The sequence below is a fragment of the Ralstonia sp. Ralssp135 genome (assembly GCF_047304345.1).
GTDB lineage: Bacteria > Pseudomonadota > Gammaproteobacteria > Burkholderiales > Burkholderiaceae > Ralstonia > Ralstonia chuxiongensis.
Genome location: NZ_JBGLYZ010000016.1, coordinates 34,684 through 59,199, shown reverse-complemented (window position 1 = coordinate 59,199; position 24,516 = coordinate 34,684). Strand labels below are relative to the sequence as shown.

The following is a 24,516-nucleotide window of genomic DNA, read 5'->3' as shown; positions in this document are numbered from 1 at the left end:
CCTTATTGCGAAGCCCAGGTCGTGCCAAAAATGCTCGACTGATCGATCCCCGGAAAGTCCACGTACGCCTTCGAGCAATCAAGGTACTGGCTCGGATCGATCGACTGCGTTGGGCTGCCCGTCAATGCCACGCGATTTGCCGTCGATGGGAACAGCGGCAGGTTCGTGTTGCTGAGCGTCAGGTTGGCGTCCGACGACGTCACCGCAATGCTGGCTGGCGTATCGGCAATCACGTTGGTCAGCGACATCCCGAGCGGGAATGCCGGCTCGCCATATCCACCGGTGTTCGCTTCAAAGCCCTGCAACTTCACCCCCGCGCTGCCCTGAATGACCACGTTGTTCAGCGAAATATCGTGGAAATTCGGATACAGCGGCCCGCCCGACGGCACGGCCTTCGTGCTGTAGTACGGCGTGAACAGCAGCGCGTTCGTCGCATCTCGAATGCAGATGTTGGCGTATTGGATGTTGCTGACTTCGCCGCCGCGCGCGTAGTCCGATTTGATGCGCAGGCCCTCTTCCGAATTCCAGAACGCGTTGTCGTAGACCTGCACGTTCGTCACGCCGGCATTCGTTTCGCTGCCGATCGAGATGCCGTGGCCCCAGTAGATATGGTTGTGCGCGATCACGATGCCGTATTTGCGGTCTGATCGCACACCACGGTTGCCATCCACGCCGAACAGGCCCGAGCCGGCCGGCGACGGGTTGGCGCTTCCCTTGAGCGCGATGTCGTCGTCACCGGTGCTGACGTAGTTGTAGGCAAACACGAAGTTCTTCAGGTAGCCATCAAACGAGATGGGCCCGGCTGATGTTGTCGTGCTGCCGGTCGACAACTTGCCCGAGATCGCCTTCGAGGCCGAACCCGGATCAAACGCGTCCGTGTTCTTCACGTTGTCGCGCGTGAACGTCGCACCGGTGTACAGCGGGTTGCCGTTGCCGGCCGGATTCGCAAACGCGGCAAGGTTGGGCGTCTGCACCTTCACACCCCAGACAGTGAGGCCATCGACGCCACTGGGAACGACGTGAAAGTTCGGGCTGTTGCTCAGCGTGACGCGATACAGCGTGAGGTTCTTCGCATAGTTGAAGACCATCAGGCGGAAGTTCGACTGCGATCCGACGCCCGTCGTGCCGTTGTCGACCATGTTGCCGAGATAGGCCAGATCCCACCACGTCATGTTGCGCGCCGGCGATTTTGAATCGACCAGCGTGCCGCCGTTGTCGCAAGGCGTACCGTCAGCCGCTACGGTGCCGGTCTTATACGCGGCATACGTGTTCGAGCAGGTCAGGTCGACCTTCATCAGCGGGTACTTCGCATTCGACGTGACGATTTCTGCGTAGCCTCGGCCATCGATCCGCCCATCGCCAACAACGGCGGAGTTCACGATATTCGTGCCGGTGATCAGCGCCGTGCAGTTGCTGGAGCTACCAGCCTTTGTCGCGCTGACGGCCGTGTTGCCGCAGTACGGCCCTGCCGCGTTAGGCGAATACGCCATGACGTCGCGCGACGCATACAGCGTGACGCCCTTGTCGATCCACAACGTCACACCCGAGGGCAATGTCAGCGGGCCGCTGATGAAGGCGTTGCCCGGACCGCTCGGGTTCACAACAAGACGCACGGCAAACTTGGACGCGCGGTACTGCGATTTCGCAAGCTCTTCGCCAGTCGCACCGGCGATGTTGACGTTGGGAACTGCAGCCGCCGTCTGTGCAGCCGTGGCAGTCGCATCCGCCGCGGCGATGGTTGCACCGACTTCCGCGTCGACCGACGCACCGCACGCATCGAGCGCGGCCTGGATGCGTGCCTGGTCTGGGTTCGCCTTCGCCGTCGTCACTGCAACACCCACGCCAACTGTCGAGGGATCAGCCTCCGGCGGCAGCGCACCGTCCGGCCGGCTCACGAGTGAATTGCTCGCCTGCAGCGTCGCGCAGACCTGCGCATCGGTCGGCAGCGTTGGCTCGGGCGGCAGGTTCGCATCGGTGGTTGCCGTGCCGACCTGGAAGACGGCGGCTGCGGGGCTGCCGGTGCCGGCGCCCGATGTGTTCGACGATGTCGCATCGCCGCCGCCGCATGCCGCCAGCCCGATTGCCGTTGCAACCAGCATCGCTATCAAGCCAGCCGATTGTCGGCGCCGCTTTTTCATTGTCTGCAATGCACTCACGAAGATCTCCTCATTGTTTTTGTGGCCGCCAATCTGGTCGACACACGCCTTTTTGATATATCAGAATCTATTTATTGATATATCAATGGTCAAGGCAGGGTTTTCCCGCGCGTTGCCGTGGCAAGTGCGAAACCCCTTAGAGAAGATCGTTGGAGTTGGGCGGGCTTAACGCCTGCAGAGAGGCAATCTGCCCGCCCGAAAGGCGTAGCTCAGGCTTTGATGAGATCCAGCGGCGCAAACCGGCCCGCCAGCACCGATTGGGAATCCATCCCCCACCAGCGCTCCAGCACCGTGGCGTAAAGCGAGCGGAAATCGACCGACGGGTCGAGATTGCCGCCGCCGTCCAGGCGTTCCAGCACCGGCCCCTGCCCGGCCAGACCGCCCTTTACGCGGCCACCGGCCACGAAATGCGCGGCAGCCGTGCCGTGATCCGTACCGTTGTTCAGGTTCTCACGCGGGCGGCGGCCGAACTCGGAATACGTCACGATCAGCGTGTCGTTCCAGCGGCCCAGCTCCGTCAACGCGCTCTTGAGCGAAGCCATGCCCTCACCCAACTGGCGCAGCAAGTTCGCCTGCGTGCCCTGCTGATTGGTATGCGTATCGAAGCTGCCGAGCGACAGGCACACCACGGCAACATCCGCACCGCCATGGCCTGGCGCCGCCACCACCTGCATCGCCGCCTTGATCGAGTTGCCGAACCCGCCGTCGGGAAAGTGCGTGTGGAACGCAAACTTACCGGACTTTGGACGCAGCCCGTCGGCGGCTTTGACAATGTCCGCCTCGACCTTCAGCACGTGCGCGAGCGTGGCGTTGCCCATCGCGTGGGAAGGCATCGCGAGCTTGGCTTCGTTGAGGAACGCATCGGGATTGGCCAGCGCGACGGCACGTGCGCCGCCGTCGAGGGGGCCAAGATCCGCGCTGCCGATGATCACGCCATCGGCGCCGAACGATGGCGGCACGGGCCGCGCGGCAAACGCACGCGTCAACCAGCCTTCGCGCAGGTATTGATCGGAGCGCGAGGCGGTGTCCCAGATCTCGATCGAGCGAAAGTGCGAAAGATTCGGCTGCGGATACGACAGCCCCTGCACCACCGACAATTCACCCGCCTGCCACAGCGGCATCATCGCCTGCAAAGACGGATGCAGGCCGTAGCGGTCGTCCAGCTGCAGCACCTGCTCCCGCTTGATGGCGATGCGCGGGCGCAGCGCGTAGTACTGCGCGCTCGTGTACGGCACCACGGTGTTCAGCCCGTCGTTGCCGCCCTTGAGTTCAATGAGGATGAGCAGGTTGCCGTAGCCCTTGCGCTTGTCTTGCCCTTGTGCAAAGACAATCCCCGGCACTGCGCCACCCATGCCGAGCATGGCGCCCGCCTTCAGAAAATCGCGACGTTCCATGATGTGTGCTCCTGCAGCGGTGGCGTTACTTCAACTGGTACGCCGGGTCCATCATCAGCGTGCGCAGGTATGCCGTACCGGCCAGCTTGACGGGAATGGGCGCGGTCGGCTCGATCGGCAACACCGCGCGCTGGATTGAGATGCGCGGTGCAAGTTGCGGCGGCTCATCTCCGTCCGCACCGAACTGCGCGAGCCACTTGGCCGAGTTGAACGACACCATCGTCTGCGACTGCGCCAGCTTGAAGCGGCCTTCCTGCCCCATGCCCTTGAGCGCCTGGCCCAGGCCCTGCACGGTGCCGCCCTGCTTCAGGTCTTCGCGCATGGCCGCCACCATCATGCCGGGCTTCTGCTGTTGCGCCTGTTGCTTGGCCGGGGGCGCCTTCATCTCCGTCGAGCGGAACAGTTGATCAAGAAACTGCTTGCGCCCCAACAGCGTGGTCGAGTTGATCCAAGCATCCCCGCCGGGCCAGCCCTTCACGTTGGGCGGTGCCAGCAGGTTCTGCCCGAGCTGCGCGGACTTGATAGCAAACGGCGTCGGGTCGGTGTACTGCACGTTGAACTGCTTGAGCGTGCCGACGATCATCTCCACCGGCGACTTCACCAGCGTCGCGTGCGATTGCGGCGCCCAAAACGCCGGCGTCAAGAACAGCTCGCGCAACGCCACCTTGATGTCGTAGCCGCTTGCCCGGAACGCATCGGCCACGCGCTGCGCCTGTGCCGCATCCACGTCCGGCGAAACGAACTCGTGCCACAGCTTGGTGACGATGAAGTTGGCCGTCTCGGGGCGAGACAGCAGGATGTCGAGCATCTGGTCGCCGTCGTAATCGCCACTCTGGCCAAACACCGTCTTCACGCCCGTGTCGTGAATCTGCGGCCGCCAGACGTAGGCGAAATCGTGCTCGCGGTCGATGCTCCAGCCCGTATAGGTGCGCGCGGCTTCCTTGATGTCCTGCTCGGTGTAATGGCCCTCGCCCAACGTGAACAGCTCCATCACCTCACGCGCGAAGTTCTCGTTCGGCTTGCCCTTGCGGCTTTCGGCCCCGTCCAGGTAAATCAACATCGCCGGGTCTTTGCCGATGGCGTGCAGCATCGTGCCGAAGTTGCCCACGGCGTTCTGGCGCAGCAGCACGTTTTGCCGATACATCAACTGCGCGAACGGCACCTTCTGCGAACTGGAAACGAAGTGGTTGTGCCAGAACAGCGTCATGCGCTCGGTCAGCGGCGATGGCGTCTTGATCATCTCGCCCATCCACCACGCGCGCAGTTCCAGCTCGTGCGCGGCGTTCTTCTGGCGTGCCGCCTTGCGGGCGTCTTCGTCCGGCAGCTTGTTGTACGGGATGATCGGATCGTTCACCCAAGCTGGCGGCGTCTGTGTGGCAACGGTGCCCGTTTGAGCAAGAACGCGGTCGACAGCTTCGCGGTGCGTGAGCCCAGCGTAGGCATCGAGTTCACTCTCGGAAGGCGCAAAGCCGATGCGGGTGAGAAAATAGCGCGCATCGTCGCGGTCCAGGCGCTGCTCATCGGCGGCGGACGCCTTGGCTTGCGTGGTATGGCGATGCGGCTTGTCCTGCGTTGCCGCATGCGCAGTCTGCAGTGAAAGCGCGCCGGCGGTTGCCAGCGCCAAGAAGATCGTGGTGCTACGGATTCGCATGTCGGTCCCCCGAAACGACCCTACTGCCTCGCCGGGACAGCGACTCGCGCGCCTTTCCTCGGCCCTTACCTAGCCGCCACGGTGGTAGATATCCCGCGTGACGTCATAGATGTTCTGACGCAATTGCTTGCGTTCCTCGGGAGACAGCTTGCGTTGCGGAGCCCCACGATCGGCATTCTCTCCACGGCGGTTTTCCATCGCAGCGGCTCGGCGGCTACGTTCCTCGCCCCCGCGGCCGCGCGCCGGACCCTGTCCACCCTTCTTATCAGGCGCGCCGGCGTGCATCGCATGCCCGCCGCCGAAGAAGCCGCCGAATCCGCCAAAGCCACCGCGTTCGCCACGCGCGTGCGCCTGCGAGCCGGCCGCACAGAGGGCAAGAACACAGGTCAACAGCGCCGCGCGCCGCCGAGACATCACCGAGCGTTTCGAAAAAGGAAGTTGAGAAGCCACGTCTTTGTTGCTGGAAACCGATGCGCCATGCATCATTGCGCGACAATCGATAACAGGCAACCGCATTGCACGCCAGTCCCCTCCGCGGGGGTCGACAGACCCCAGACCGTTGCGAGGAACTGCCTGAGCAGTGTAGCTGCGCGTCCTACAGACTGTTCGCGTGACTCGGTAAATAATGTAACCGTCTGTTTCAATTGGGCTTTTCCTGCCTTCTGTTGTCCATTGGGCCCATGTTTTTGTCGTTACCATTAGCGCCATGGAAAATTCCGGTCAAAAGATTCTCGTCGTCGACGACGACCCCCGCCTGCGCGATTTGCTGCGCCGTTACCTCGGGGAACAGGGCTTCACCGTGCTGGTGGCAGAAAACGCCACGGCCATGAACAAACTCTGGCTGCGCGAGCGCTTCGATCTGCTCGTGCTCGACCTGATGATGCCGGGTGAAGACGGCCTGTCGATCTGCCGTCGCCTGCGCGGCGCAAACGATCAGACGCCGATCATCATGCTCACCGCCAAGGGCGAAGACGTAGACCGCATTGTCGGCCTCGAAATGGGCGCGGACGATTACCTGCCCAAGCCATTCAACCCCCGTGAGCTGATCGCGCGCATCCACGCCGTGTTGCGCCGCCGCGGTCCGGCGGAGATTCCCGGTGCGCCGTCTGAGACGCCTGAAACCTTCGCCTTTGGCGATTTCGTGCTCAATCTGGCCACGCGCACGCTCAAGAAAAACGACGAAGAGATCACCCTCACAACGGGTGAATTCTCCGTGCTGAAGGTGTTTGCACGCCATCCGCGCCAACCCCTATCGCGCGAAAAGCTGATGGAAATGGCGCGCGGCCGTGAATACGAAGTGTTCGACCGCAGCCTGGACGTGCAGATTTCGCGCCTGCGCAAGCTGATCGAACCGGACGCCAGCAACCCCCGCTTCATTCAAACCGTGTGGGGCCTGGGCTACGTGTTCATTCCCGACGGCGCCAAGTAAGCATCCGAGCAACCCTTCTTTTCCGCATCCGACTTGCGCATTCCGCGTCCGGCCGCGTTGCGGCGTCTGCTGATCAGTGTGTTTGGTTCGCTGTTCTGGCGAACCTTCATGCTGATCGCATTGCTCATCGCGATCTCTCTGGGCGTGTGGTTCCAGAGCTTCCGTATTTTCGAGCGCGAACCGCGCGCGCAGCAGATCGCCATGCAGGTGGTCAGCGTGGTCAAGCTCACGCGGGCCGCGCTGCTGTATTCCGATCCGTCGCGACGCCGCTTCCTGCTGCTCGATCTGGTGCAGAACGAGGGCATCAAGGTCTACCCGCGCGAGAAGGAAGACGAATACCGCGAGCCGCACACCAACCCGTATCTGACACAGCTCGTCCAACAGGAAATCCGCAACCGGCTCGGCGCCGACGCGGTAATCGCCACGGCCGTCAATGACATCCCCGGTGTGTGGGTGAGCTTCCAGATCGAGGGCGACGACTATTGGGTCGCCATCAGCCCCGACCGTTTCGAGCACGTGCCTGGGTTGCAGTGGCTGTGGTGGTCGATGGCAGCGCTGGTGCTGTCGGTGCTTGGCGCAGCGTTCATTACGTCACGCGTGAACCAGCCGCTCAAGCGCCTGGCCGATACGGCGCGCGCCATCAGTGCGGGCGACGATCCGAAGTCCCTGCCCGAAGGCGGCGGCACCGAAGTGGCGCAGGCGAATCACAGCTTCAACCAGATGGTGCGCGACCTCAAACAGCTTGAGGCCGATCGCGCCGTCATGCTGGCCGGCATCTCCCACGACCTGCGCACTCCGCTTACGCGCCTGCGCCTGGAAACGGAGATGAGCCCCGTCGACGAGCAAACGCGCGAACTGATGGTGGCCGACATCGAACAGATGGACGCGATCATCGGCCAGTTCCTGGACTACGCGCGCCCCAGCGGCGAGATGCTCGAAGACGTGGACCTGACCGAACTCGTGCGCGACACGGCGCCCGTCTACTCCGCACACGACGATATCGACCTGACGCTCAAGCTCGCGCCCGAGGCCATCGCCCGCTGCAACCGCATGGAAACGCAGCGCATTCTCGACAACCTGATCGAAAACGCACGACGCTACGGCAAGACCCCCGGCACGAACCGCGCCGAGATCACCGTCAGCACGTTCCTGCAAGGCAACGAAGTTGTATTGTGCGTAGCCGATCGCGGTGCGGGTGTGCCAACGGATCAGCTTGCGCTGCTCACACGGCCGTTCTACCGCCTTGAATCGGCACGCAGCGAAGCCAAGGGCGCCGGGCTCGGCATGTCGATCGTCAATCGCATCTTGCAGCGCAGCGGCGGCTGCCTCCTTCTTGAGAACCGCACGCCGCCTGAGACGGGGCTGCTCGTGAGCGCGTGTTACGCGCGCGCCTGATCCGGCACCCGGCCTCGATCTCCTCGGGCATATCCCCTGCTTCCCACCGCTGTCATGCGCCGCCGATAAGGTGCGGCGGCAGGCAGCACTATGGCCGGCGTTGAGAATATCAATTGGCCGGTTTCGAGTTCATCGCCAATACTCCAGCCGCCAGGCTGCGCGCCTGCGCGTTCTTCGTCTCCGTCCGATTCCCCCGTCGGACCCGGGCGGCCGGTGAGCGTGTGTCTGCAAGTCCCCGTTTGGGTTCCGCACCCATTGCCACACAACTCCAGGAGAAGCTCATGAAGACCATTGGTGACAAGCTCGAACCGTTCAAGGTCGTCGGCGTCAAGCCCGGGTTCAACAATCACGAGGAGAATGGCCAGTCGGCGTTTGAAGACATCACCGAGACCTCGTTCCCAGGCAAATGGAAAGTCATCTTCTTCTATCCGAAGGACTTCACCTTTGTCTGCCCCACCGAAATCGTTGCCTTCGCCAAACTGAACGACGACTTTGCCGATCGAGACACCATCGTGCTCGGCGGTTCGACCGACAATGAATTCGTCAAGCTCGCATGGCGCCGTGAGCACAAAGATCTGAACAAGCTGAATCAGTGGTCATTTGCGGATTCGACCGGCGCGCTGGTCGACCAGCTTGGCGTACGCGAGCACGAAGCCGGCGTTGCGTTGCGCGCCACCTTCATCGTCGACCCGGACAACGTGATCCAGCATGTGTCGGTCAACAACCTGAACGTGGGCCGCAATCCTGACGAAGTGCTGCGCATTCTCGACGGTCTGCAGACGGACGAGCTGTGCCCGTGTAACCGCGCGGTTGGCGGCGCGACGCTGTAACGGCCACGCAACGCCCTCCGAAGCCGAAGCCCGCCCTTGCGCGGGCTTTATTTTTTCGCTGCCGCTGATAGGAGAAATCGATGGAATTTCTGCAGACAATCAAGGGCCGGATTCCCGACTACGCCAAAGACATCCGCCTGAACCTGGATGGCACAATCGCGCGCTCGTCGCTGGAGGGCAATGACGCGGTGGGCGTCGCGTTGGCGGCCGCTTTCGCCACGAAGAGCAAAGTGCTGACCGACGCCATCCGCAATGCCGGCGTGCTCTCGCCCGAGGAGGTGAATGGCGCGCTGACCGCCGCCGCCCTCATGGGCATGAACACCGTCTGGTATCCGTACGTCGAGATGGCCGACGACTCCGACCTTGCGCAGCAGAAGGCGGAATTGCGCATGAACGCCTACGCCAACAACGGCGGCGTCGACAAGCGCCGCTTTGAGATGTATGCCCTGGCCGCTTCCATCATCGGGAAGTGTCATTTCTGCATTAAATCGCACTACGACTTGCTGAAGAATCACCAGGGGATGAGCGCGCAGCAATTGCGGGATGTTGGTCGCATCGCGGCCGTGATCAACGCAGCGGCGCAGGTCATCGCGGCCGAATAGCTACGCCGATTCCGCAAACGAAAACGGCAGCCCGGATCGCTGCGGTGCTGCCGTTTGCCTCGGCGTCATACCAACGCGAACTCAGTCTTGATCGGCGGCTTCTGCGCGATAGATCAACACCACGGCCTGCGCGACGATACCTTCCTCCTTGCCTTCAAAACCAAGCTTCTCGTTGGTCTTGGCCTTGACGTTGCACCGCTCGGGCGCGATGCCCAGGTCCTCTGCGAGGTTGGCGACCATGCCTGGCACATGTGGCGCCAGTTTCGGCTTCTGCGCAATGACGGTTGCGTCGACATTGCCGACCGCATAGCCCGCCTTGTGCACGCGGCGCACAGCTTCGCGCAGCAGCACACGGCTGTCGGCGCCGGCAAACGCCGGATCCGTGTCGGGAAAATGCCGGCCGATGTCGCCCAGGCCGGCGGCGCCGAACAACGCGTCGGTAATCGCATGCAGCAGCGCGTCAGCATCGGAGTGGCCGAGCAGGCCGCGGGTGTGCGGAATCTCCACGCCGCCCAGGATCAGCTTGCGGCCCTCCACCAGCGCGTGCACGTCGTAGCCCTGGCCAATGCGGATGTCCATCCAGTTCATGCTTGCGGTGCCTCGTTGGGTTGTGCGTTCTGCGCGAGGATGGCCTCGGCGAGCGCGAAATCGTCGGGATACGTCACTTTGAAGTTGCGCAGCGCACCCGGCACAAGCAGCGGCGGATGGCTGGCGGCTTCAATCGCGCTGGCTTCGTCGGTGACGATGCGATGTTGCGACAGCGCTTCCCGCAAGGCGCGCTCCAGCAGGCCAAGCGGAAACATCTGCGGCGTCTGCGCTTGCCACAGGCCATCGCGCGGCACGGTCGCGCCGATGTGCTGGGCTGCATCGGCACGTTTGAGCGTGTCAGCCACGGGCAGTGCAAGGATGCCCCCCGCAGCTTGCGTGCCTTCGGCCTCTACAGCCGCAACCAAACGTGCGATCAGGGCGGGCGTCAAGCCAGGGCGCGCCGCGTCGTGCACGAGCACCCAATCGTCATCGTGCGCACCCAGACCACGCAACGCCGCCAACCCGTGGGCGACGGATGCGTGGCGCGAATCGCCACCGCAATCGACCTCCACAAGCTGCGGCGCGTCGAAACCGCCGTCGGGAAAGCGCTGCACAAGCGGCTGTGCGCCGGGCGTCGTCACCACAAGCACGGCATCGATTTCGGGGCTGGCCAAGAACGCCTGAGCCGTGTGCCACAGCATCGGCCGCCCGGCGATCACCTGATATTGCTTAGGCAGATCGCCGCCGGCGCGCGAGCCGGTGCCGGCCGAGGGAATCAGCGCAAAACGGCGTCGGCCGGGGAGGGAAATCGACATGACAGGCGGAAATGTGAACGTGGGCGCGGCATTTGCGTGGTTTTGGTGCTCGTCAAGCGCGCGGCTGGCGCGGATTTTATAATAGCGGTCTGCGTCACGACACCCCGCCTGCAAATGCCGGCGGGGTGTCGTGCTTTGTCTTGCAGTCGTGCCCCACAGAACCTGACACCTCATGTCCGATTTTTCGCTCTCCGCCCTGCCCGCCGTCAAACCGGGCTCGCGCTTCGTCTTCAGCGGCCTGCAGGGCGCGGCAGACGCCCTGCTGCTTGCGCGCTATCTGGAGCAGCATCGCGCCGCCGTGCCGATGCTGGCGGTGGTTTGCGCCAATGCCGTCGACGCCCAGCGCCTGGCGGAAGAGCTGCGCTGGTTTGCCCCGCAGGCGCGCGTGAAGCTGCTGCCGGACTGGGAAACGCTGCCATACGACAATTTCTCGCCGCACCAGGACTTGATCTCCGAGCGGCTGGCGACGCTGCATGACCTGCAGAACGGTGCGTGCGACATCCTGCTCGTGCCGGCCTCCACGGCGCTGCAACGCGTGGCGCCCCCGTCATTCCTGGCCGCCTACACGTTCTTCTTCAAGAAGGGCGAAAAGCTGGACGAGGCCGCGCTGAAAGCGCAATTCACGCTGGCCGGCTACGAGCACGTCAGCGCCGTGATGCGCCCGGGCGAATATTCCGTGCGCGGCGGCCTGATCGACTTGTTCCCGATGGGCTCGCCGTTGCCATATCGGCTCGACCTGTTTGGCGACGAAATCGAGACCATCCGCTCGTTCGACCCCGACACGCAGCGCAGCCTCTACCCGGTGAATGAAGTCCGCCTGCTGCCGGGCCGCGAATTTCCGATGGACGAGGCCTCGCGCACCGCCTTCCGCGGACGCTGGCGCGAGGTGTTCGAAGGCGACCCGACGCGCTCGCCCATCTACAAGGACATCGGCAACGGCGTGCCCAGCGCCGGCATCGAGTATTACCTGCCGCTGTTCTTCGAAGAAACCGCGACGCTGTTCGACTACCTGCCCGGCGCCACGCATCTCGCCTTCGTGGGCGACATCGAAGGCGCGGTGCGCCGCTTCTGGGCCGACACCACGCAGCGCTACAACTTCATGCGCCACGATCGCGAACGGCCGCTGCTGCAGCCGTCGGCGCTGTATCTGGATGAAGAGGCGTTCTTCGTCGCTGCCAAGCCGCACGCTCGCCTGGTGTTGCGCGCCGAGCCCGGCGATGCACCGCTTTCGCTGCCGTTGCCGAACGTTGCCGTCAACCGCCGCGCAGAAGACCCGCTGGTCAATCTCGAATCGTTCCTGATGCGCAGCAATTGCCGCGTGATGATCTGCGCAGAATCCGCAGGCCGTCGCGAGACGCTTGCGCAAATGCTTGCCGCCAGCGGCCTGCACCCCGAAGGCGTCGCGGACTTTGCCGACTTGCTGAGCGGCGATGCCAAGTTCGTGCTGGGCGTGGCCCCGCTGTACCAGGGCTTCATCCTCGGCGACGAACGCATCGCGCTCATCACCGAGACCGAGCTGTACGCGCAAACCGTGCGCCGCGCCGGTCGCCGCAAGCAGGAACAGGCCACCGCCGTCGATTCGATGGTGCGCGATCTGGCTGAGTTGAAGATCGGCGATCCGGTGGTGCACAGCGAACACGGCATCGGCCGCTATCAGGGGCTGGTGTCCATCGACATGGGCAACGGTGAGGAAGAATTCCTGCACCTCGATTACGACAAGGGCAGCAAGCTCTACGTGCCGGTGCATCAGTTGCACGTGATCTCGCGCTACTCGGGCGCCGATCCGGAAACCGCGCCGCTGCATTCGCTGGGTTCAGGCCAATGGGAAAAGGCCAAGCGCAAGGCGGCGCAGCAGATTCGCGATACGGCCGCCGAACTGCTGAACCTGTACGCGCGACGCGCGTTGCGCCAGGGCTTCGCCTTCCCGCTCACGCCCGAGGATTACGCCACCTTTGCCGAGAGCTTCGGCTTTGACGAAACCCCCGACCAGGCTGCCGCCATCGCCGCTGTGATCGCGGACATGACGTCGGGCAAGCCGATGGATCGCCTCGTCTGCGGTGACGTCGGCTTCGGCAAGACGGAAGTCGCGCTGCGTGCCGCATTTGTTGCGGTGATGGGCGGCAAGCAGGTTGCCATCCTCGCACCGACCACGCTGCTGGCCGAACAGCACTACCAAACGCTGGTCGACCGCTTTGCCGATTGGCCGGTGCGCATTGCCGAGATTTCGCGTTTCAAGAACAAGAAAGAGATCGACACCGCGATCGAAGCCATCAACGCCGGCACCATCGACATCGTGATCGGCACGCACAAGCTACTCTCGCCGGATGTGAAGTTCAACCGGCTGGGGCTCGTCATCATCGACGAGGAACACCGCTTTGGCGTGCGCCAGAAAGAAGCGCTCAAAACATTACGCGCCGAGGTGGACGTGCTCACGCTCACGGCCACGCCGATCCCGCGCACGCTGGGCATGGCGCTGGAAGGCTTGCGCGATTTCTCGGTGATCGCCACTGCGCCGCAAAAGCGCCTGGCCATCAAGACGTTCCTGCGCCGCGAGGAAGACGGCGTGCTGCGCGAAGCCATCCTGCGCGAGTTGAAACGCGGCGGCCAGGTCTATTTCCTGCACAACGAAGTCGAGACCATCGAGAATAAGCGCGCCAAACTCGAAGACCTGATTCCGGAAGCGCGCGTGGTGGTCGCCCACGGTCAGATGCACGAGCGCGAACTGGAGCGCGTGATGCGCGATTTCGTGGCCCAGCGCGCCAATATCCTGCTGTGCACGACGATCATCGAAACCGGCATTGACGTGCCGACCGCCAACACGATCCTGATCCATCGCGCAGACAAGTTCGGCCTGGCGCAGTTGCACCAGTTGCGTGGCCGCGTCGGGCGCTCGCACCACCAGGCGTATGCGTATTTGCTGGTGCACGATGTGGATGGCCTGACCAAGCAGGCACAACGCCGTCTTGAAGCCATTCAGCAGATGGAAGAACTCGGTGCGGGCTTCTACCTGGCGATGCACGATCTGGAAATCCGTGGCGCCGGCGAGGTGCTGGGCGACAAGCAATCGGGTGAAATTTCCGAGATCGGTTTCCAGCTCTACACCGACATGCTCAACCAGGCGGTGAAGTCGCTCAAGGCCGGCAAGGAACCCGATTTGATGGCGCCGCTTGCGGCCACAACCGAAATCAACCTTGGCACGCCCGCCCTGCTGCCCCAGGACTACTGCGGCGATGTGCAGGAGCGCCTGTCGCTGTACAAGCGCCTGGCCAACTGCGAAAGCGGCGAGACCATCGACAACATTCAGGAAGAGCTGATCGATCGTTTCGGCAAGCTGCCGCCGCAGGCGCAGTCGCTCATCGAAACGCACCGGCTGCGCATTGCGGCCGCGCCGCTGGGCATTCGCAAGATCGACACGGGCACGAACGCCGTCACGCTGCAGTTCATACCGAACCCGCCGGTCGATGCCATCAAGATCATCGATCTCGTGCAGAAGAACCGGCAGATCAAGCTGGCGGGGCAAGACCGTCTGCGTATCGAGAACATTCCGGCCGAATTCGGCGCGCTGGCGCAGACCATTCGCCATGCCATGCGGCAATTGACGTGATCCGGTAGGATCGGCCGATCAGAACAAGGACACCACCATGAGCACCGCCCCCACACCGTTCTCCACCCTCGACTGGACGAACAAGCTCGTCAGCATCGACACCACCAGCCGCGGCTCCAACCTGGCACTGATTGAAACCGTGCGCGACTACCTGCGCGGCGTCGGTCTCGAATCGCATCTTTCGCACAACGACGATGGCAACAAGGCCAACCTGTTTGCCACGATTCCGGCAGCGGACGGCAGCGTGCAAGGCGGCATTGTGCTGTCGGGCCATACCGATGTGGTGCCGGTGGATGGCCAGAAATGGGATAGCAACCCGTTTGCGCCGGAAGTGCGCGATGGCAAGCTTTACGGACGCGGCACGTGCGACATGAAGGGCTTCATCGCTTCGTCGTTGGCGCTGGTGCCGTCGCTGCTGCAGGGCAGACTGCGCGAGCCTGTGCACTTCGCACTGTCATATGACGAGGAAGTCGGCTGCGTGGGGGCCCCGCGCATGATCGAAGACCTGATCGCGCGCGGCATCAAGCCCGCCGGCTGCATCGTCGGCGAGCCCACCGCCATGCGCCCGATCGTCGCGCACAAGGGCATCAACGCCTACCGCTGCCGAGTGCACGGACGCGCTGCGCATTCGTCGCTCACGCCACAGGGCGTCAACGCCATCGAATACGCCGCGCGCATCATCTGTTTCGTGCGCGACCTGGCCGATGAATTCCGCGCCAAGGGCCCGTTCGACGATGCATTTGACGTGCCGTTCACCACGGCATCGACCGGCCTCATCAACGGCGGTATCGCGCTGAACACGATCCCCGCGCTGTGCGAGCTGGTATTTGAGTTCCGCAACCTGCCGGGCGTGGATGCGCCGGCCATCCGCGCGCGCGTCGAGCACTACGTGCGCGAAACCATCGAGCCCGCCATGCAGCGCGAGCACCCGGATGCCCGCATCGAACTCGACGAGATTGCCGCCGCGCCCTCGCTGGACGCATCCGAGCAAGCCGCCATTACGCAGCTTGTGCGTGTGCTGACTGAAGACAACGACAAACGCAAGGTCGCCTATGGCACTGAAGCCGGTCTCTTCCAGCGCGCCGGCATTCCGGCCGTGCTGTGCGGCCCGGGCAACATCGAACAGGCGCACAAGGCCAACGAATACGTCGAACTCGCCCAGCTCGACGCGTGCGACCGCTTCCTCGCCAAGGTGGCGCGCAGCCTGATGGTCGAAACCGCGTCCGCCTAACGCTTACACTGCAACGCCTCACCTTTTGGTGGGGCGCATTCCGCCCGGGGCGTTCGCTACAATAGCGGGCTTCCCCGGCGCCGAACTGCCCGCTCCCCGCTCCTGCCACTCCATGCCCGTCATTCTGCAAAGCCTGTCGCCGCTGTCCACCGGCGACATTGAATCCATCCGCAGCCTGTTTGGCAGCGCCGCTTACGAGATGCGCGCGCCCAACGTCGCCGCCATCGAATGGGTGCACGAACTGCCCAGCGAATTGCGCGTCCAGCTTGATGCCATCTGCGCCAACCTGAAGATGGACTACGCGTGGATTCCCGACGAATGGACGTTCGGCGATTTTCGCGTGCTGGCGATGGACATGGATTCCACGCTCATCACCATCGAGTGCATCGACGAGATTGCGGATTTCTGCGGGCTCAAGCCGCAGGTGGCGGCCATCACCGAAGCGTCGATGCGGGGTGAGATCAAGGATTTCAACGAGAGCCTGACGCGCCGCGTCGAACTGCTCAAGGGCCTGGATGCGAGCGTGCTGGAGCGCGTCTACGCCGAGCGCCTGCAGCTCTCCCCGGGTGCCGAAAAGATGCTCAAGGCCGTACAAGCGCTGGGCATCCGCACGCTGCTGGTATCCGGCGGCTTCGAATTCTTCACCTCACGCCTGCAGGAGCGCCTGGGCCTGGACCGCACTCGCGCCAACACGCTGGAGATCGTCGATGGCAAGCTCACCGGCCGCGTTATGGGCGAGATCGTCAATGCGGATGTGAAGGCGCAGACGCTCAAGGCGTTCTGCCAGGATCTGGGCGTATCGCCGCACAACGCCATCGCCATGGGCGACGGCTCGAACGATCTCAAGATGATGGGCGTAGCCGGTCTGTCGGTCGCGTTCCGCGCCAAGCCCATCGTGCAGGCGCAGGCCGACGTGGCGTTCAACGTTGTCGGCCTGGATGGGCTGTTGAATCTGTTCCCGCAGCAGTAAGCCGCGATGGCGACTCGCCAACCTGCCCGCAGAAAACTCGCACCGGTGGTGCGAGAAACGGTGGATGCGCGGGATTACGCGGCCCTGCTCACCGAGGTCAGGGCGCGCATTCAGGCTGCGCAATATGCTGCCCTACGGGCGGTCAACAAAGAACTGGTGGGCCTGTATTGGGACATCGGACAGCTGATCGTGGCGCGGCAGCAAACCGACGGTTGGGGTAAAGCTGTCGTGCAGCAACTCGCTGCAGACCTGCAGGCGAGCTTTCCTGGCACGGGCGGTTTTTCAGCATCCAACCTGTGGCGGATGAAGGGATTCTTCGAGACCTACCGCGACGCAACAAAACTCGCACCACTGGTGCGAGAAATCGGCTGGAGCCATAACCTGCTTATCCTTGAGCGCTGCAAAGACGCTCAAGAGCGCGAGTTTTACCTGCGCATGACTCGCAAATTCGGTTGGTCAAAGAGCGTTCTAGCCCATCAGATCGATAACCAGAGCTACGAAAAATCACTCCTCGGCCAGACCAATTTCGACAAGGCGCTGACGCCAACCCTGCGCGCGCAAGCCAAGCTGGCGGTAAAAGACGAATACGCCTTTGATTTTCTCGAGCTCGGCGATCAGCATAGCGAACGGGAGCTGGAGCGCGCGCTGATCACCCGCATCGAAGATTTCCTGCGAGCGATGGGCGGAATGTTTGCCTTCCTGGGAAGCCAATACCGGCTCGAAGTAGATGGCGACGAGTATTTCATCGACCTGTTGCTTTTCCACCGCCGCTTGCGCTCGCTGGTCGCCATCGAACTGAAGATCGGCAAGTTTGAACCCGAGTTCGTCGGCAAGATGCAGTTCTACCTCGCAGCCCTCGACGAACGGGTTCGCCAGGAGGACGAGAACCCGTCGATCGGCATCATCCTGTGCAAGGAAAAGAAGCGCACCATCGTCGAATACGCACTGCGCGATGCAAGAAAACCGATTGGCGTCGCGACATACGCCATCACCAAGAGCTTGCCGAAGGAGTTGCAGGACCAGTTGCCTTCACCCGAAACCATTGCGCGCCTGCTTGAAACCCTGTAGCCGCGGCCATCAAAAACGGGGTGACACGATCGAATCGCACACCCCGCCATCGCCGCCCTCCGAAACTTGAAAGGTCAAGCTCGCAGGTGCGTCTCCATCGCCTGCTTCAAATCCGCAATCAAATCACGCGGATCTTCCAGCCCGATATACAGCCGCACGAAACCGCCCGCGTTCTCCCAATCGGCCGGTGGCCAGGCGGTCGCCGTGCGCATCGACGGGATGTTGTACGGCAGCGCCAGGCTGTGCGCCCCGCCCCACGAAAAGCCGATCGCAAAGTAGCGCAGGCCTTCGATAAAGGCATCGATCTGCGCCTGCGAATAGCGTTCGTGGAACACGATCGAGAACAATCCGCTCGCGCCGGTAAAGTCGCGCTTCCAGTTTTCGTGGCCCGGACAATCGGGCAGCGCCGGATGAAGCACGCGCACGACTTCGGGGCGGTCAGCCAGCCATTCGGCCACTTCGCGGGCGTGCGCGTCGTGCGCAGCCAGACGCGTCGGCAGGCTCGGCAGGCCGCGCAGCACGAAATAGCAGTCGTCCGCCGAAACGCCCCAGCCCATGCGCATGCGCGTGGCAAGCAGCTTGTGGTGCAGCGCCTCATCGTTGGTGATGGCAGCGCCCATGAGCACATCGCTGCCACCGGATTGGTATTTGGTCAGCGCCTGTACGGAGATGTCGATGCCGTGTTCAAACGGCTGGTAGTAAACGCCGCCGCTCCAGGTGTTGTCGATGGCGGTGACGGCGCCGGCCTTGCGCGCCACCTCCGCGATGGCCGTGCAGTCGGGCACTTCCATCGTCACGGAGCCCGGCGCTTCGAGCCACACGAGCTTGGTGTTGTGACGCATCAGGTCGGCAATGCCGGCGCCGATCATCGGGTCGTAGTAGCGCACGGTGATACCGAACTGGCGCGCCATCCATTCGCCATGGTCACGGTTTGGGCCGTAGGCGTTGTCCGGGATCAGCACATCGTCGCCGGATTTGATCAGCGAGAAGTACACCAGCGAAATCGCCGCCAGCCCCGACGGGAACAGCAGCGTGTGCGAGCCGCCCTCGATCTGCGCCAGCGCTTGGCACAGCGCGTCGGAGGTCGGCGTGGCATGCAGGCCGTAGCGCCAGTGCACCACGCTACCGCTGCCGAAGGCGCGCATGTCGGCGAGGTTCTTGAACACCACTGTCGAAGCGCGATGCGTGGCATGCGAGAACGCCGTGAAGCCCGGCGGAATCTGCAGTTCCGGATGGACAGCCTGGGTCGCGGGAAACATGGGCGGGAGCTTGGTGTCGTCGTTCACGAGGTTTCCTGTTTGATGGCGTATGAGCGATTTCCGGCCGCTTACCAGTGCGCGCTTGATCGCGTTGGACTGCTGGACGGTGGCGCAATCTGACCCGGCGCAGCGGGCACCAGCGGCGTCATTGGCGTTGCGGGCACTGCGGCATTGCTGTTGGCTGCGGCATCGTATGGCGGAATCACCACCACCGCGACGGGCCGCAGCACAAAGGGCAACGTGTGGCCGTCGTGGGCCACGTCCGTCCACGTGCCGCGCACAATGCCGTGACCGTCGATGGCGCCTTCCCAGGTGCCGGTGACGTGCGTACCGTCATCGGACTCCTCCATAAGAAAGCCGCCGTTTTCGTATTCGCCGGTCACCAGGCGCACGCCGGCCGCGTCGCCCGCAACGTATTCGCCGTGGACGCTGTCGATTTCACCGGTCTTGCGGCCAAGGCGCATGCGGATCGGCATGTCGCCGATCACGCCGGTATAGACGGGATATTTCGCGTAGTCGGGCTGCGGTTGCAGCAAACGGGGCGGCGCGGTCTGGGCGGAGAACCCGTTGTCGCCCTTCCCGGCCTGAGCGCGGCGCTTGTCGCCATCGGCAATGGCGCGGTTCAGGCCGAGGTCACCCGGCTGCACGTTGGCGCTGCCGGTCGACACGTCGTAGCCGTTGTTGGCGGCCGGCGTCTGCGCGGACACCGGCGCCACGCCTGCGGCCAGCATCAGCGCGAGCAGCGCGCCGACGGGCCGAATCAGACGTTCAATCGAGAAAATGCGTTCAGATGCGCTCGAACACCGCCGCAATGCCTTGTCCTCCACCAATACACATGGTCACCAGCGCGTAGCGACCACCGATGCGCTGCAACTCGTGCAACGCCTTGACCGTGATGAGCGCACCCGTTGCGCCGATCGGGTGGCCGAGCGAGATGCCCGAACCGTTCGGGTTGACCTTGGCTGGGTCGAGACCGAGTTCCTTCGTCACCGCGCAGGCTTGGGCAGCAAATGCCTCGTTGGCTTCGATCACATCCAGATCGTTGACCGACAGGCCTGCGCGTTCCAGCGCCTTGCGCGTAGCCGGCACGGGGCCGATACCCATGATCTTCGGATCCACGCCAGCGTGGCCGTACGACACCAGCCGCGCCAACGGCTTGAGGCCGCGCTTCTCCGCCTCCGAGCGCTCCATCAGCACCAGCGCGGCAGCCGCGTCATTCAGGCCCGAAGCGTTGCCTGCCGTGACCGTGCCGTTCTCTTTCGTGAAGACCGGCTTCAGCTTGGTCATGTCGTCGATGGTCGCGTCGTGGCGGACGTGCTCATCGGTATCGAACTGGATATCGCCCTTGCGCGACTTGATCGTCACCGGAACGATCTGGTCTTTGAAGTAGCCGGCCTGGATGGCGCGCGATGCACGCTGGTGGGATTCCAGCGCGGTCTGGTCTTGCTGCTCGCGGCTGATACCGAATTCGCGGGCGACGTTCTCCGCCGTCACTCCCATGTGCATAGCGTGGAACGGGTCGTGCAGCGCGCCAAGCATCATGTCGACCATCTTGGCATCGCCCATGCGCGAACCCCAGCGGGCAGCGGGTGCAAGGTACGGCGCACGACTCATGCTTTCTGCACCGCCGGCTATGGCAACGTCGGCGTCGCCCAGCAGAACGGTTTGCGCGGCGCTCACCACGGCCTGCAGGCCCGAGCCGCACAGGCGGTTGACGTTGAATGCGGGGGTTTCGGCCGACACGCCGCCGTTCACCGCAGCCACGCGCGAGAGATACATGTCGCGCGGCTCGGTGTTGATCACGTGGCCAAACACCACGTGGCCAACGTCTTCGCCCTTCACACTTGCGCGGGCCAGCGCCTCGCGCACGACGAGCGCGCCCAGTTCGCACGGCGCCACATCCTTCAGGCTGCTGCCAAACGTCCCGATTGCGGTGCGAACGCCGCTGACCACCACCACTTCACGTGCCATTGCTGTCTCCTGTGCCATCGAAATTGGATGGCGGTCAGTATAAACGCACGACCGTTCGCAAATTTTAGGTACGACTACCTAAGGGGATTAGACTTCGCCCCACAAGTCGTGACCATCGGCACCGGTAATCTTGACTGACACGAAATCGCCCGCCTTGTAGCGCTTGTAAGGCTTCGACGGCGGCGCGATATAGACCAGGCCGTCAATCTCCGGCGCATCCGCCGACGAACGGCCGATGCCGCCGTCCTGATTAACCTCATCCACGAGCACACGCAGCGACTTGCCAACCTTGCGCTGGAGGCGGCGCGCAGACACGCGCTCGGCGACTTCCATGAAGCGCGCGCGGCGCTCCTCGCGCACCTCGTCGGGCAGCGCGCCCGGCAGGTCGTTGGCGGTGGCGCCTTCGACCGGCGAATACGCGAAGCAACCCACGCGGTCCAGCTCGGCCTCGGCGATGAAGTCGAGCAGCGTTTGGAACTCTTCTTCCGTTTCACCCGGGAAGCCCGCAATGAACGTGCTACGGATGGTCAACTCCGGGCAGATCTCGCGCCAGGCGCGGATGCGGTCCAGCGTTTTCTCGGCGTTGGCCGGGCGCTTCATGCGCTTGAGCACGTCTGGGTGGGCGTGCTGCAGGGGCACGTCCAGATACGGAAGGACCTTGCCTTCGGCCATCAGCGGCATCACCTCATCGACGCTCGGGTACGGGTAGACGTAATGCAGGCGCACCCAGGCGCCGTACTGCGACGCCAACTCGCCAAGCGCGCCGACCAGCTCGGTCATGCGCGTCTTCAGCGGGCGGCCATTCCAGAAGCCCATGCGGAATTTGACATCGACGCCATAAGCGCTGGTGTCCTGCGAGATGACGAGCAGCTCCTTTACGCCGGCCTTCAGCAGGTTTTCCGCCTCCAGCATCACTTCGGCCACCGGGCGCGAAACGAGATCGCCGCGCATCGACGGGATGATGCAGAAGCTGCAACGGTGGTTGCAGCCCTCGGAAATCTTCAGATATGCGTAGTGCTTGGGCGTGAGCTTGATGCCCTGCGGCGGAACCAGATCGATGAACGGGTCGTGGGGCTTGGGCAGGTGCGTGTGCACCGCTTCCATCACTTCGCCCAGCGCATGAGGGCCGGTCACGGCCAGCACCTTCGGGTGCACGTTGGTGATGATGTCTTGCCCTGCGGCGTCCTTCTTGGCGCCCAGGCAGCCGGTCACGATCACCTTGCCGTTCTCCGCCAGCGCCTCGCCAATCGCATCCAGGCTTTCCTGCACGGCCTCGTCGATGAAGCCGCAGGTGTTGACGACCACCAGGTCCGCCCCGCCGTACGTGCCGGAGATCTCATACCCCTCCGCACGCAGTTGGGTGATGATCTGCTCGGAATCGACCAAGGCCTTGGGACAACCGAGACTGACGAACCCCACCTTGGGGCTCTGGGTACTGACGTCGGACATGGGAACAACCTGATGTGGGAGAGGATTTGCGCGGTGCACACAGGGTGTGCCGCGCGGTTGCGTATTTTAACCGTTCGCCGCGCCTGGGCGGCCAAGCCGAAGCTGCATCTGTTCAATCACGCGCTCGATTTCCAGCGCGTCCTGCAGCCGGCGGATCGCATCGTGCAGTTCCGCGGCCTGCGGCCACGTCCGCTTCAGATAGCTCAGCCAGAGTTTGACGCGGCCATGCTCATGCTTGGCCGAGATACGCGCATGCAGCTTTTTCAGATAATCGGCGAGATAGCCCAGCACAACCGGCCATTCCGCCGCAGACGGCGCTTGGTCCATCTGCCCGCGAATGCGCCGGGCCAGAAACGGGTCAGACACGGCGCCACGCCCGATCATCACGTCATTGCAGCCGCTGACGGCCCGGCAGCGCTCCCAATCGGCCACGGTCCAGACTTCGCCATTGGCAGTCACGGGGATGCTCACGGCGTCGGCGATGCGTGCAATCCAGTCCCAATGGGCGGGAGGACGGTAGCCGTGGTCGCGCGTGCGGGCATGCACGACGAGCGATTCGGCACCGCCTTCCGCCAGGGCCGTCGCACAATCAATCGCCCGGGAAGTATCGGAAACGCCGAGCCGCATCTTCGCCGTCACCGAAATGTTGGCCGGCACGGCGGCTCGCACGGCGTGCACGATGTCGTACAGCACTTCCGGCGTGGCGAGCAGCATGGCGCCGCCGCCGTGCCGGTTCACGACCTTGGCCGGGCAACCGAAGTTGAGGTCGATGCCATGCGGCGTGAGAGTCGCCGCGTATGCCGCATTGTGGGCCAGCCATTCCGGATCGCTGCCGAGGAGCTGGATGGTCATCGGCGTGCCGCTGGCGGTATAGCCGCCGTTGCCGATCTCAGGAGTCTCACGTTCGTACGTGCGCGCGGGCAGCAACGAGCCCGTCACCCGGACGAACTCCGAGACGCATCCGTCATAGCCGCCAGCTTGGGTCAGCACGTCGCGCATGACGTAATCCGCGACCCCTTCCATCGGGGCAAGCAAAAGACGGCTCATGCGAAAACGGAAGACGGCCGGCGCACAAGCCGGGAGCGAACATCAAACATGGGAGACCGAAGCGGGAATCGTGATGGTCGGTGAGGCGTACACCTCACCCGAAAGCCGAGCATTTTACCTCGCCGCCCTCACCCGCGCGCACCCAACAAAAAAGGCGAACCGCCACGCGATTCGCCTTTTTTCCAGCCCGCCGAACTTACTTCTTTTCGGGCGGCTGGTTGAACGGGAATGTCCCGAACATGTTCTTGGCTTGGCTCTGCATCTGCTCCTGCATCTGCACGAACAGGTTTTTGCTCTGCTCGATGTAGTTGCTCATCATGCCTTGCATCATCGGCCCCTGCATGTTCATGAATTGCGACCACATGTCAGGGTTGAAGGAGTTGCCGCTGTACAGATCCTTCGAGTTTTCGGCCAGCTTGCTCTGGATGTCGACAAACGCCTGGATGTTCTTTTCCAGATACGTGCCCATCATGCCCTGCATGGCGTTGCCATAGAAACGGATGATCTGAGCGAGCATCGCGCCGGAGAACATCGGCACACCGCCGGTTTCCTCTTCCAGGATGATCTGCAGCAGGATGCTTCGGGTCAGGTCTTCACCGGATTTCGCATCGACGACGCGAAACTCTTCGGTTTCCATCACGAGTTGTTTGACGTCTGCCAGCGTGATGTACGTGCTGGTTTGGGTATCGTAGAGCCGGCGGTTGGGATATTTCTTGATCAGCCGTTCGGTGCCCTTCTTGCTGGTGGCCATCGTGCCTTTCCGTGTTGGCGATGCTGCTGCGGTGCAGCCGATGCAGTGCGAAATGACTGCACCGAGCGATGCAGCAAAATGCGCGGTTGCCGGCTGTTCCGATCTGCGCGCCAATGCTGCATTCAATAGCAGCGCAGATGCATCCGGTTATGAGCGAACGCCCCGTGTCTCCCTGCGGAGCGCCTCCGTGATTGGATTCTATGCGGATCGCCCTGCAAAGAAAAGGCGACCTCCCCCGGTAAAAACCCGCAGCATTTTGATGCGGCTCACGCACTCGGACAGTTGTCCGGAAAGGATGCAAAAGCCTGCTGCGATGCAATCGAGCATCGCAGCATGCAGGCAAATTCAGGGGGAAAATTGCTGCGC

20 protein-coding genes are annotated in these 24,516 nt (G+C 63.3%); 8 read left to right on the top strand and 12 right to left on the bottom strand.

Annotated features, from left to right (window positions below):
* Nucleotides 1-2: 2 nt before the first annotated feature.
* From ACCD03_RS13120 to ACCD03_RS13105, 4 genes are all read right to left on the bottom strand, one after another.
* The gene (locus tag ACCD03_RS13120; RefSeq protein ID WP_413411898.1) at nucleotides 3-2,099 is read right to left on the bottom strand and encodes a glycoside hydrolase family 28 protein; all 2,097 of its coding nucleotides are present in this window, start codon (nucleotides 2,097-2,099) and stop codon (nucleotides 3-5) included.
* 266 nt (nucleotides 2,100-2,365) lie between these two features.
* Nucleotides 2,366-3,550 carry a DUF1501 domain-containing protein gene (locus ACCD03_RS13115; protein WP_413411896.1) on the bottom strand — a complete coding sequence of 395 codons (1,185 nt, stop codon included), beginning with the start codon at nucleotides 3,548-3,550 and terminating at the stop codon, nucleotides 2,366-2,368.
* Between the two features lie 25 nt (nucleotides 3,551-3,575).
* A complete protein-coding gene (locus ACCD03_RS13110; RefSeq protein ID WP_413411894.1) occupies nucleotides 3,576-5,201 on the bottom strand; it encodes a DUF1800 domain-containing protein in 1,626 nt (541 codons plus the stop codon).
* Nucleotides 5,202-5,270: 69 nt separating this feature from the next.
* The gene (locus ACCD03_RS13105) at nucleotides 5,271-5,687 is read right to left on the bottom strand and encodes a hypothetical protein (protein WP_325652376.1); all 417 of its coding nucleotides are present in this window, start codon (nucleotides 5,685-5,687) and stop codon (nucleotides 5,271-5,273) included.
* A gap of 220 nt (nucleotides 5,688-5,907) precedes the next feature.
* On the opposite strand from ACCD03_RS13105, the gene ompR reads away from it, so the two are divergent.
* The 4 genes from ompR to ACCD03_RS13085 all read left to right on the top strand — a co-directional run bounded on the left by ompR (nucleotide 5,908) and on the right by ACCD03_RS13085 (nucleotide 9,457).
* Nucleotides 5,908-6,630, top strand: coding sequence for a two-component system response regulator OmpR (ompR, locus tag ACCD03_RS13100; protein ID WP_004627064.1), 723 nt, complete (start codon nucleotides 5,908-5,910; stop codon nucleotides 6,628-6,630).
* A gap of 33 nt (nucleotides 6,631-6,663) precedes the next feature.
* Nucleotides 6,664-8,025, top strand: a complete 1,362-nt coding sequence (locus tag ACCD03_RS13095) for an ATP-binding protein (RefSeq protein ID WP_413411891.1) — start codon at nucleotides 6,664-6,666, stop codon at nucleotides 8,023-8,025.
* 281 nt (nucleotides 8,026-8,306) lie between these two features.
* Complete coding sequence (locus ACCD03_RS13090) at nucleotides 8,307-8,855, top strand: peroxiredoxin (RefSeq protein ID WP_253539610.1); 549 nt, start codon at nucleotides 8,307-8,309, stop codon at nucleotides 8,853-8,855.
* An 80-nt stretch (nucleotides 8,856-8,935) separates the two neighbouring features.
* Nucleotides 8,936-9,457 carry a carboxymuconolactone decarboxylase family protein gene (locus ACCD03_RS13085; RefSeq protein ID WP_413411888.1) on the top strand — a complete coding sequence of 174 codons (522 nt, stop codon included), beginning with the start codon at nucleotides 8,936-8,938 and terminating at the stop codon, nucleotides 9,455-9,457.
* Between the two features lie 81 nt (nucleotides 9,458-9,538).
* Here ACCD03_RS13085 and ispF read toward each other — a convergent pair whose 3' ends face one another.
* Together ispF and ispD are read right to left on the bottom strand one after the other, a co-directional pair.
* On the bottom strand, nucleotides 9,539-10,045 hold the full coding sequence (gene ispF / locus ACCD03_RS13080) for a 2-C-methyl-D-erythritol 2,4-cyclodiphosphate synthase (RefSeq protein WP_045202941.1): 507 nt from the start codon (nucleotides 10,043-10,045) through the stop codon (nucleotides 9,539-9,541).
* On the bottom strand, nucleotides 10,042-10,800 hold the full coding sequence (gene ispD / locus ACCD03_RS13075) for a 2-C-methyl-D-erythritol 4-phosphate cytidylyltransferase (protein ID WP_413411886.1): 759 nt from the start codon (nucleotides 10,798-10,800) through the stop codon (nucleotides 10,042-10,044). Before ispD ends, ispF begins: the two co-directional genes overlap by 4 nt.
* Before the next feature lie 172 nt (nucleotides 10,801-10,972).
* Between ispD and mfd the strand changes: the two genes are divergently transcribed.
* The 4 genes from mfd (at nucleotide 10,973) to ACCD03_RS13055 (ending at nucleotide 17,673) form a co-directional block, all read left to right on the top strand.
* Nucleotides 10,973-14,404, top strand: a complete 3,432-nt coding sequence (gene mfd / locus ACCD03_RS13070) for a transcription-repair coupling factor (protein WP_413411884.1) — start codon at nucleotides 10,973-10,975, stop codon at nucleotides 14,402-14,404.
* A gap of 37 nt (nucleotides 14,405-14,441) precedes the next feature.
* Complete coding sequence (gene argE, locus ACCD03_RS13065) at nucleotides 14,442-15,635, top strand: acetylornithine deacetylase (protein WP_413411883.1); 1,194 nt, start codon at nucleotides 14,442-14,444, stop codon at nucleotides 15,633-15,635.
* A 112-nt stretch (nucleotides 15,636-15,747) separates the two neighbouring features.
* The gene (gene serB, locus ACCD03_RS13060) at nucleotides 15,748-16,605 is read left to right on the top strand and encodes a phosphoserine phosphatase SerB (protein ID WP_413411881.1); all 858 of its coding nucleotides are present in this window, start codon (nucleotides 15,748-15,750) and stop codon (nucleotides 16,603-16,605) included.
* Between the two features lie 6 nt (nucleotides 16,606-16,611).
* Nucleotides 16,612-17,673 carry a PDDEXK nuclease domain-containing protein gene (locus ACCD03_RS13055; RefSeq protein ID WP_413411880.1) on the top strand — a complete coding sequence of 354 codons (1,062 nt, stop codon included), beginning with the start codon at nucleotides 16,612-16,614 and terminating at the stop codon, nucleotides 17,671-17,673.
* 74 nt (nucleotides 17,674-17,747) lie between these two features.
* On the opposite strand, the gene ACCD03_RS13050 is transcribed toward ACCD03_RS13055, so the two are convergent.
* The 6 genes from ACCD03_RS13050 to phaR all read right to left on the bottom strand — a co-directional run bounded on the left by ACCD03_RS13050 (nucleotide 17,748) and on the right by phaR (nucleotide 24,150).
* The gene (locus tag ACCD03_RS13050) at nucleotides 17,748-18,959 is read right to left on the bottom strand and encodes a cystathionine beta-lyase (protein ID WP_413411879.1); all 1,212 of its coding nucleotides are present in this window, start codon (nucleotides 18,957-18,959) and stop codon (nucleotides 17,748-17,750) included.
* Between the two features lie 41 nt (nucleotides 18,960-19,000).
* The gene (locus ACCD03_RS13045) at nucleotides 19,001-19,744 is read right to left on the bottom strand and encodes a hypothetical protein (protein WP_325652392.1); all 744 of its coding nucleotides are present in this window, start codon (nucleotides 19,742-19,744) and stop codon (nucleotides 19,001-19,003) included.
* Entirely contained in the window at nucleotides 19,719-20,903 is a 1,185-nt protein-coding gene (gene bktB / locus ACCD03_RS13040) for a beta-ketothiolase BktB (protein ID WP_413411878.1), read from the bottom strand. The genes ACCD03_RS13045 and bktB overlap by 26 nt, the downstream gene beginning before the upstream one ends.
* An 87-nt stretch (nucleotides 20,904-20,990) precedes the next feature.
* A complete protein-coding gene (rimO, locus tag ACCD03_RS13035) occupies nucleotides 20,991-22,352 on the bottom strand; it encodes a 30S ribosomal protein S12 methylthiotransferase RimO (protein WP_253539625.1) in 1,362 nt (453 codons plus the stop codon).
* A 66-nt stretch (nucleotides 22,353-22,418) separates the two neighbouring features.
* Complete coding sequence (locus ACCD03_RS13030; protein ID WP_413411877.1) at nucleotides 22,419-23,399, bottom strand: tRNA dihydrouridine synthase; 981 nt, start codon at nucleotides 23,397-23,399, stop codon at nucleotides 22,419-22,421.
* Nucleotides 23,400-23,595: 196 nt separating this feature from the next.
* Nucleotides 23,596-24,150, bottom strand: a complete 555-nt coding sequence (phaR, locus tag ACCD03_RS13025) for a polyhydroxyalkanoate synthesis repressor PhaR (protein WP_024975563.1) — start codon at nucleotides 24,148-24,150, stop codon at nucleotides 23,596-23,598.
* Nucleotides 24,151-24,516 lie beyond the last annotated feature (366 nt).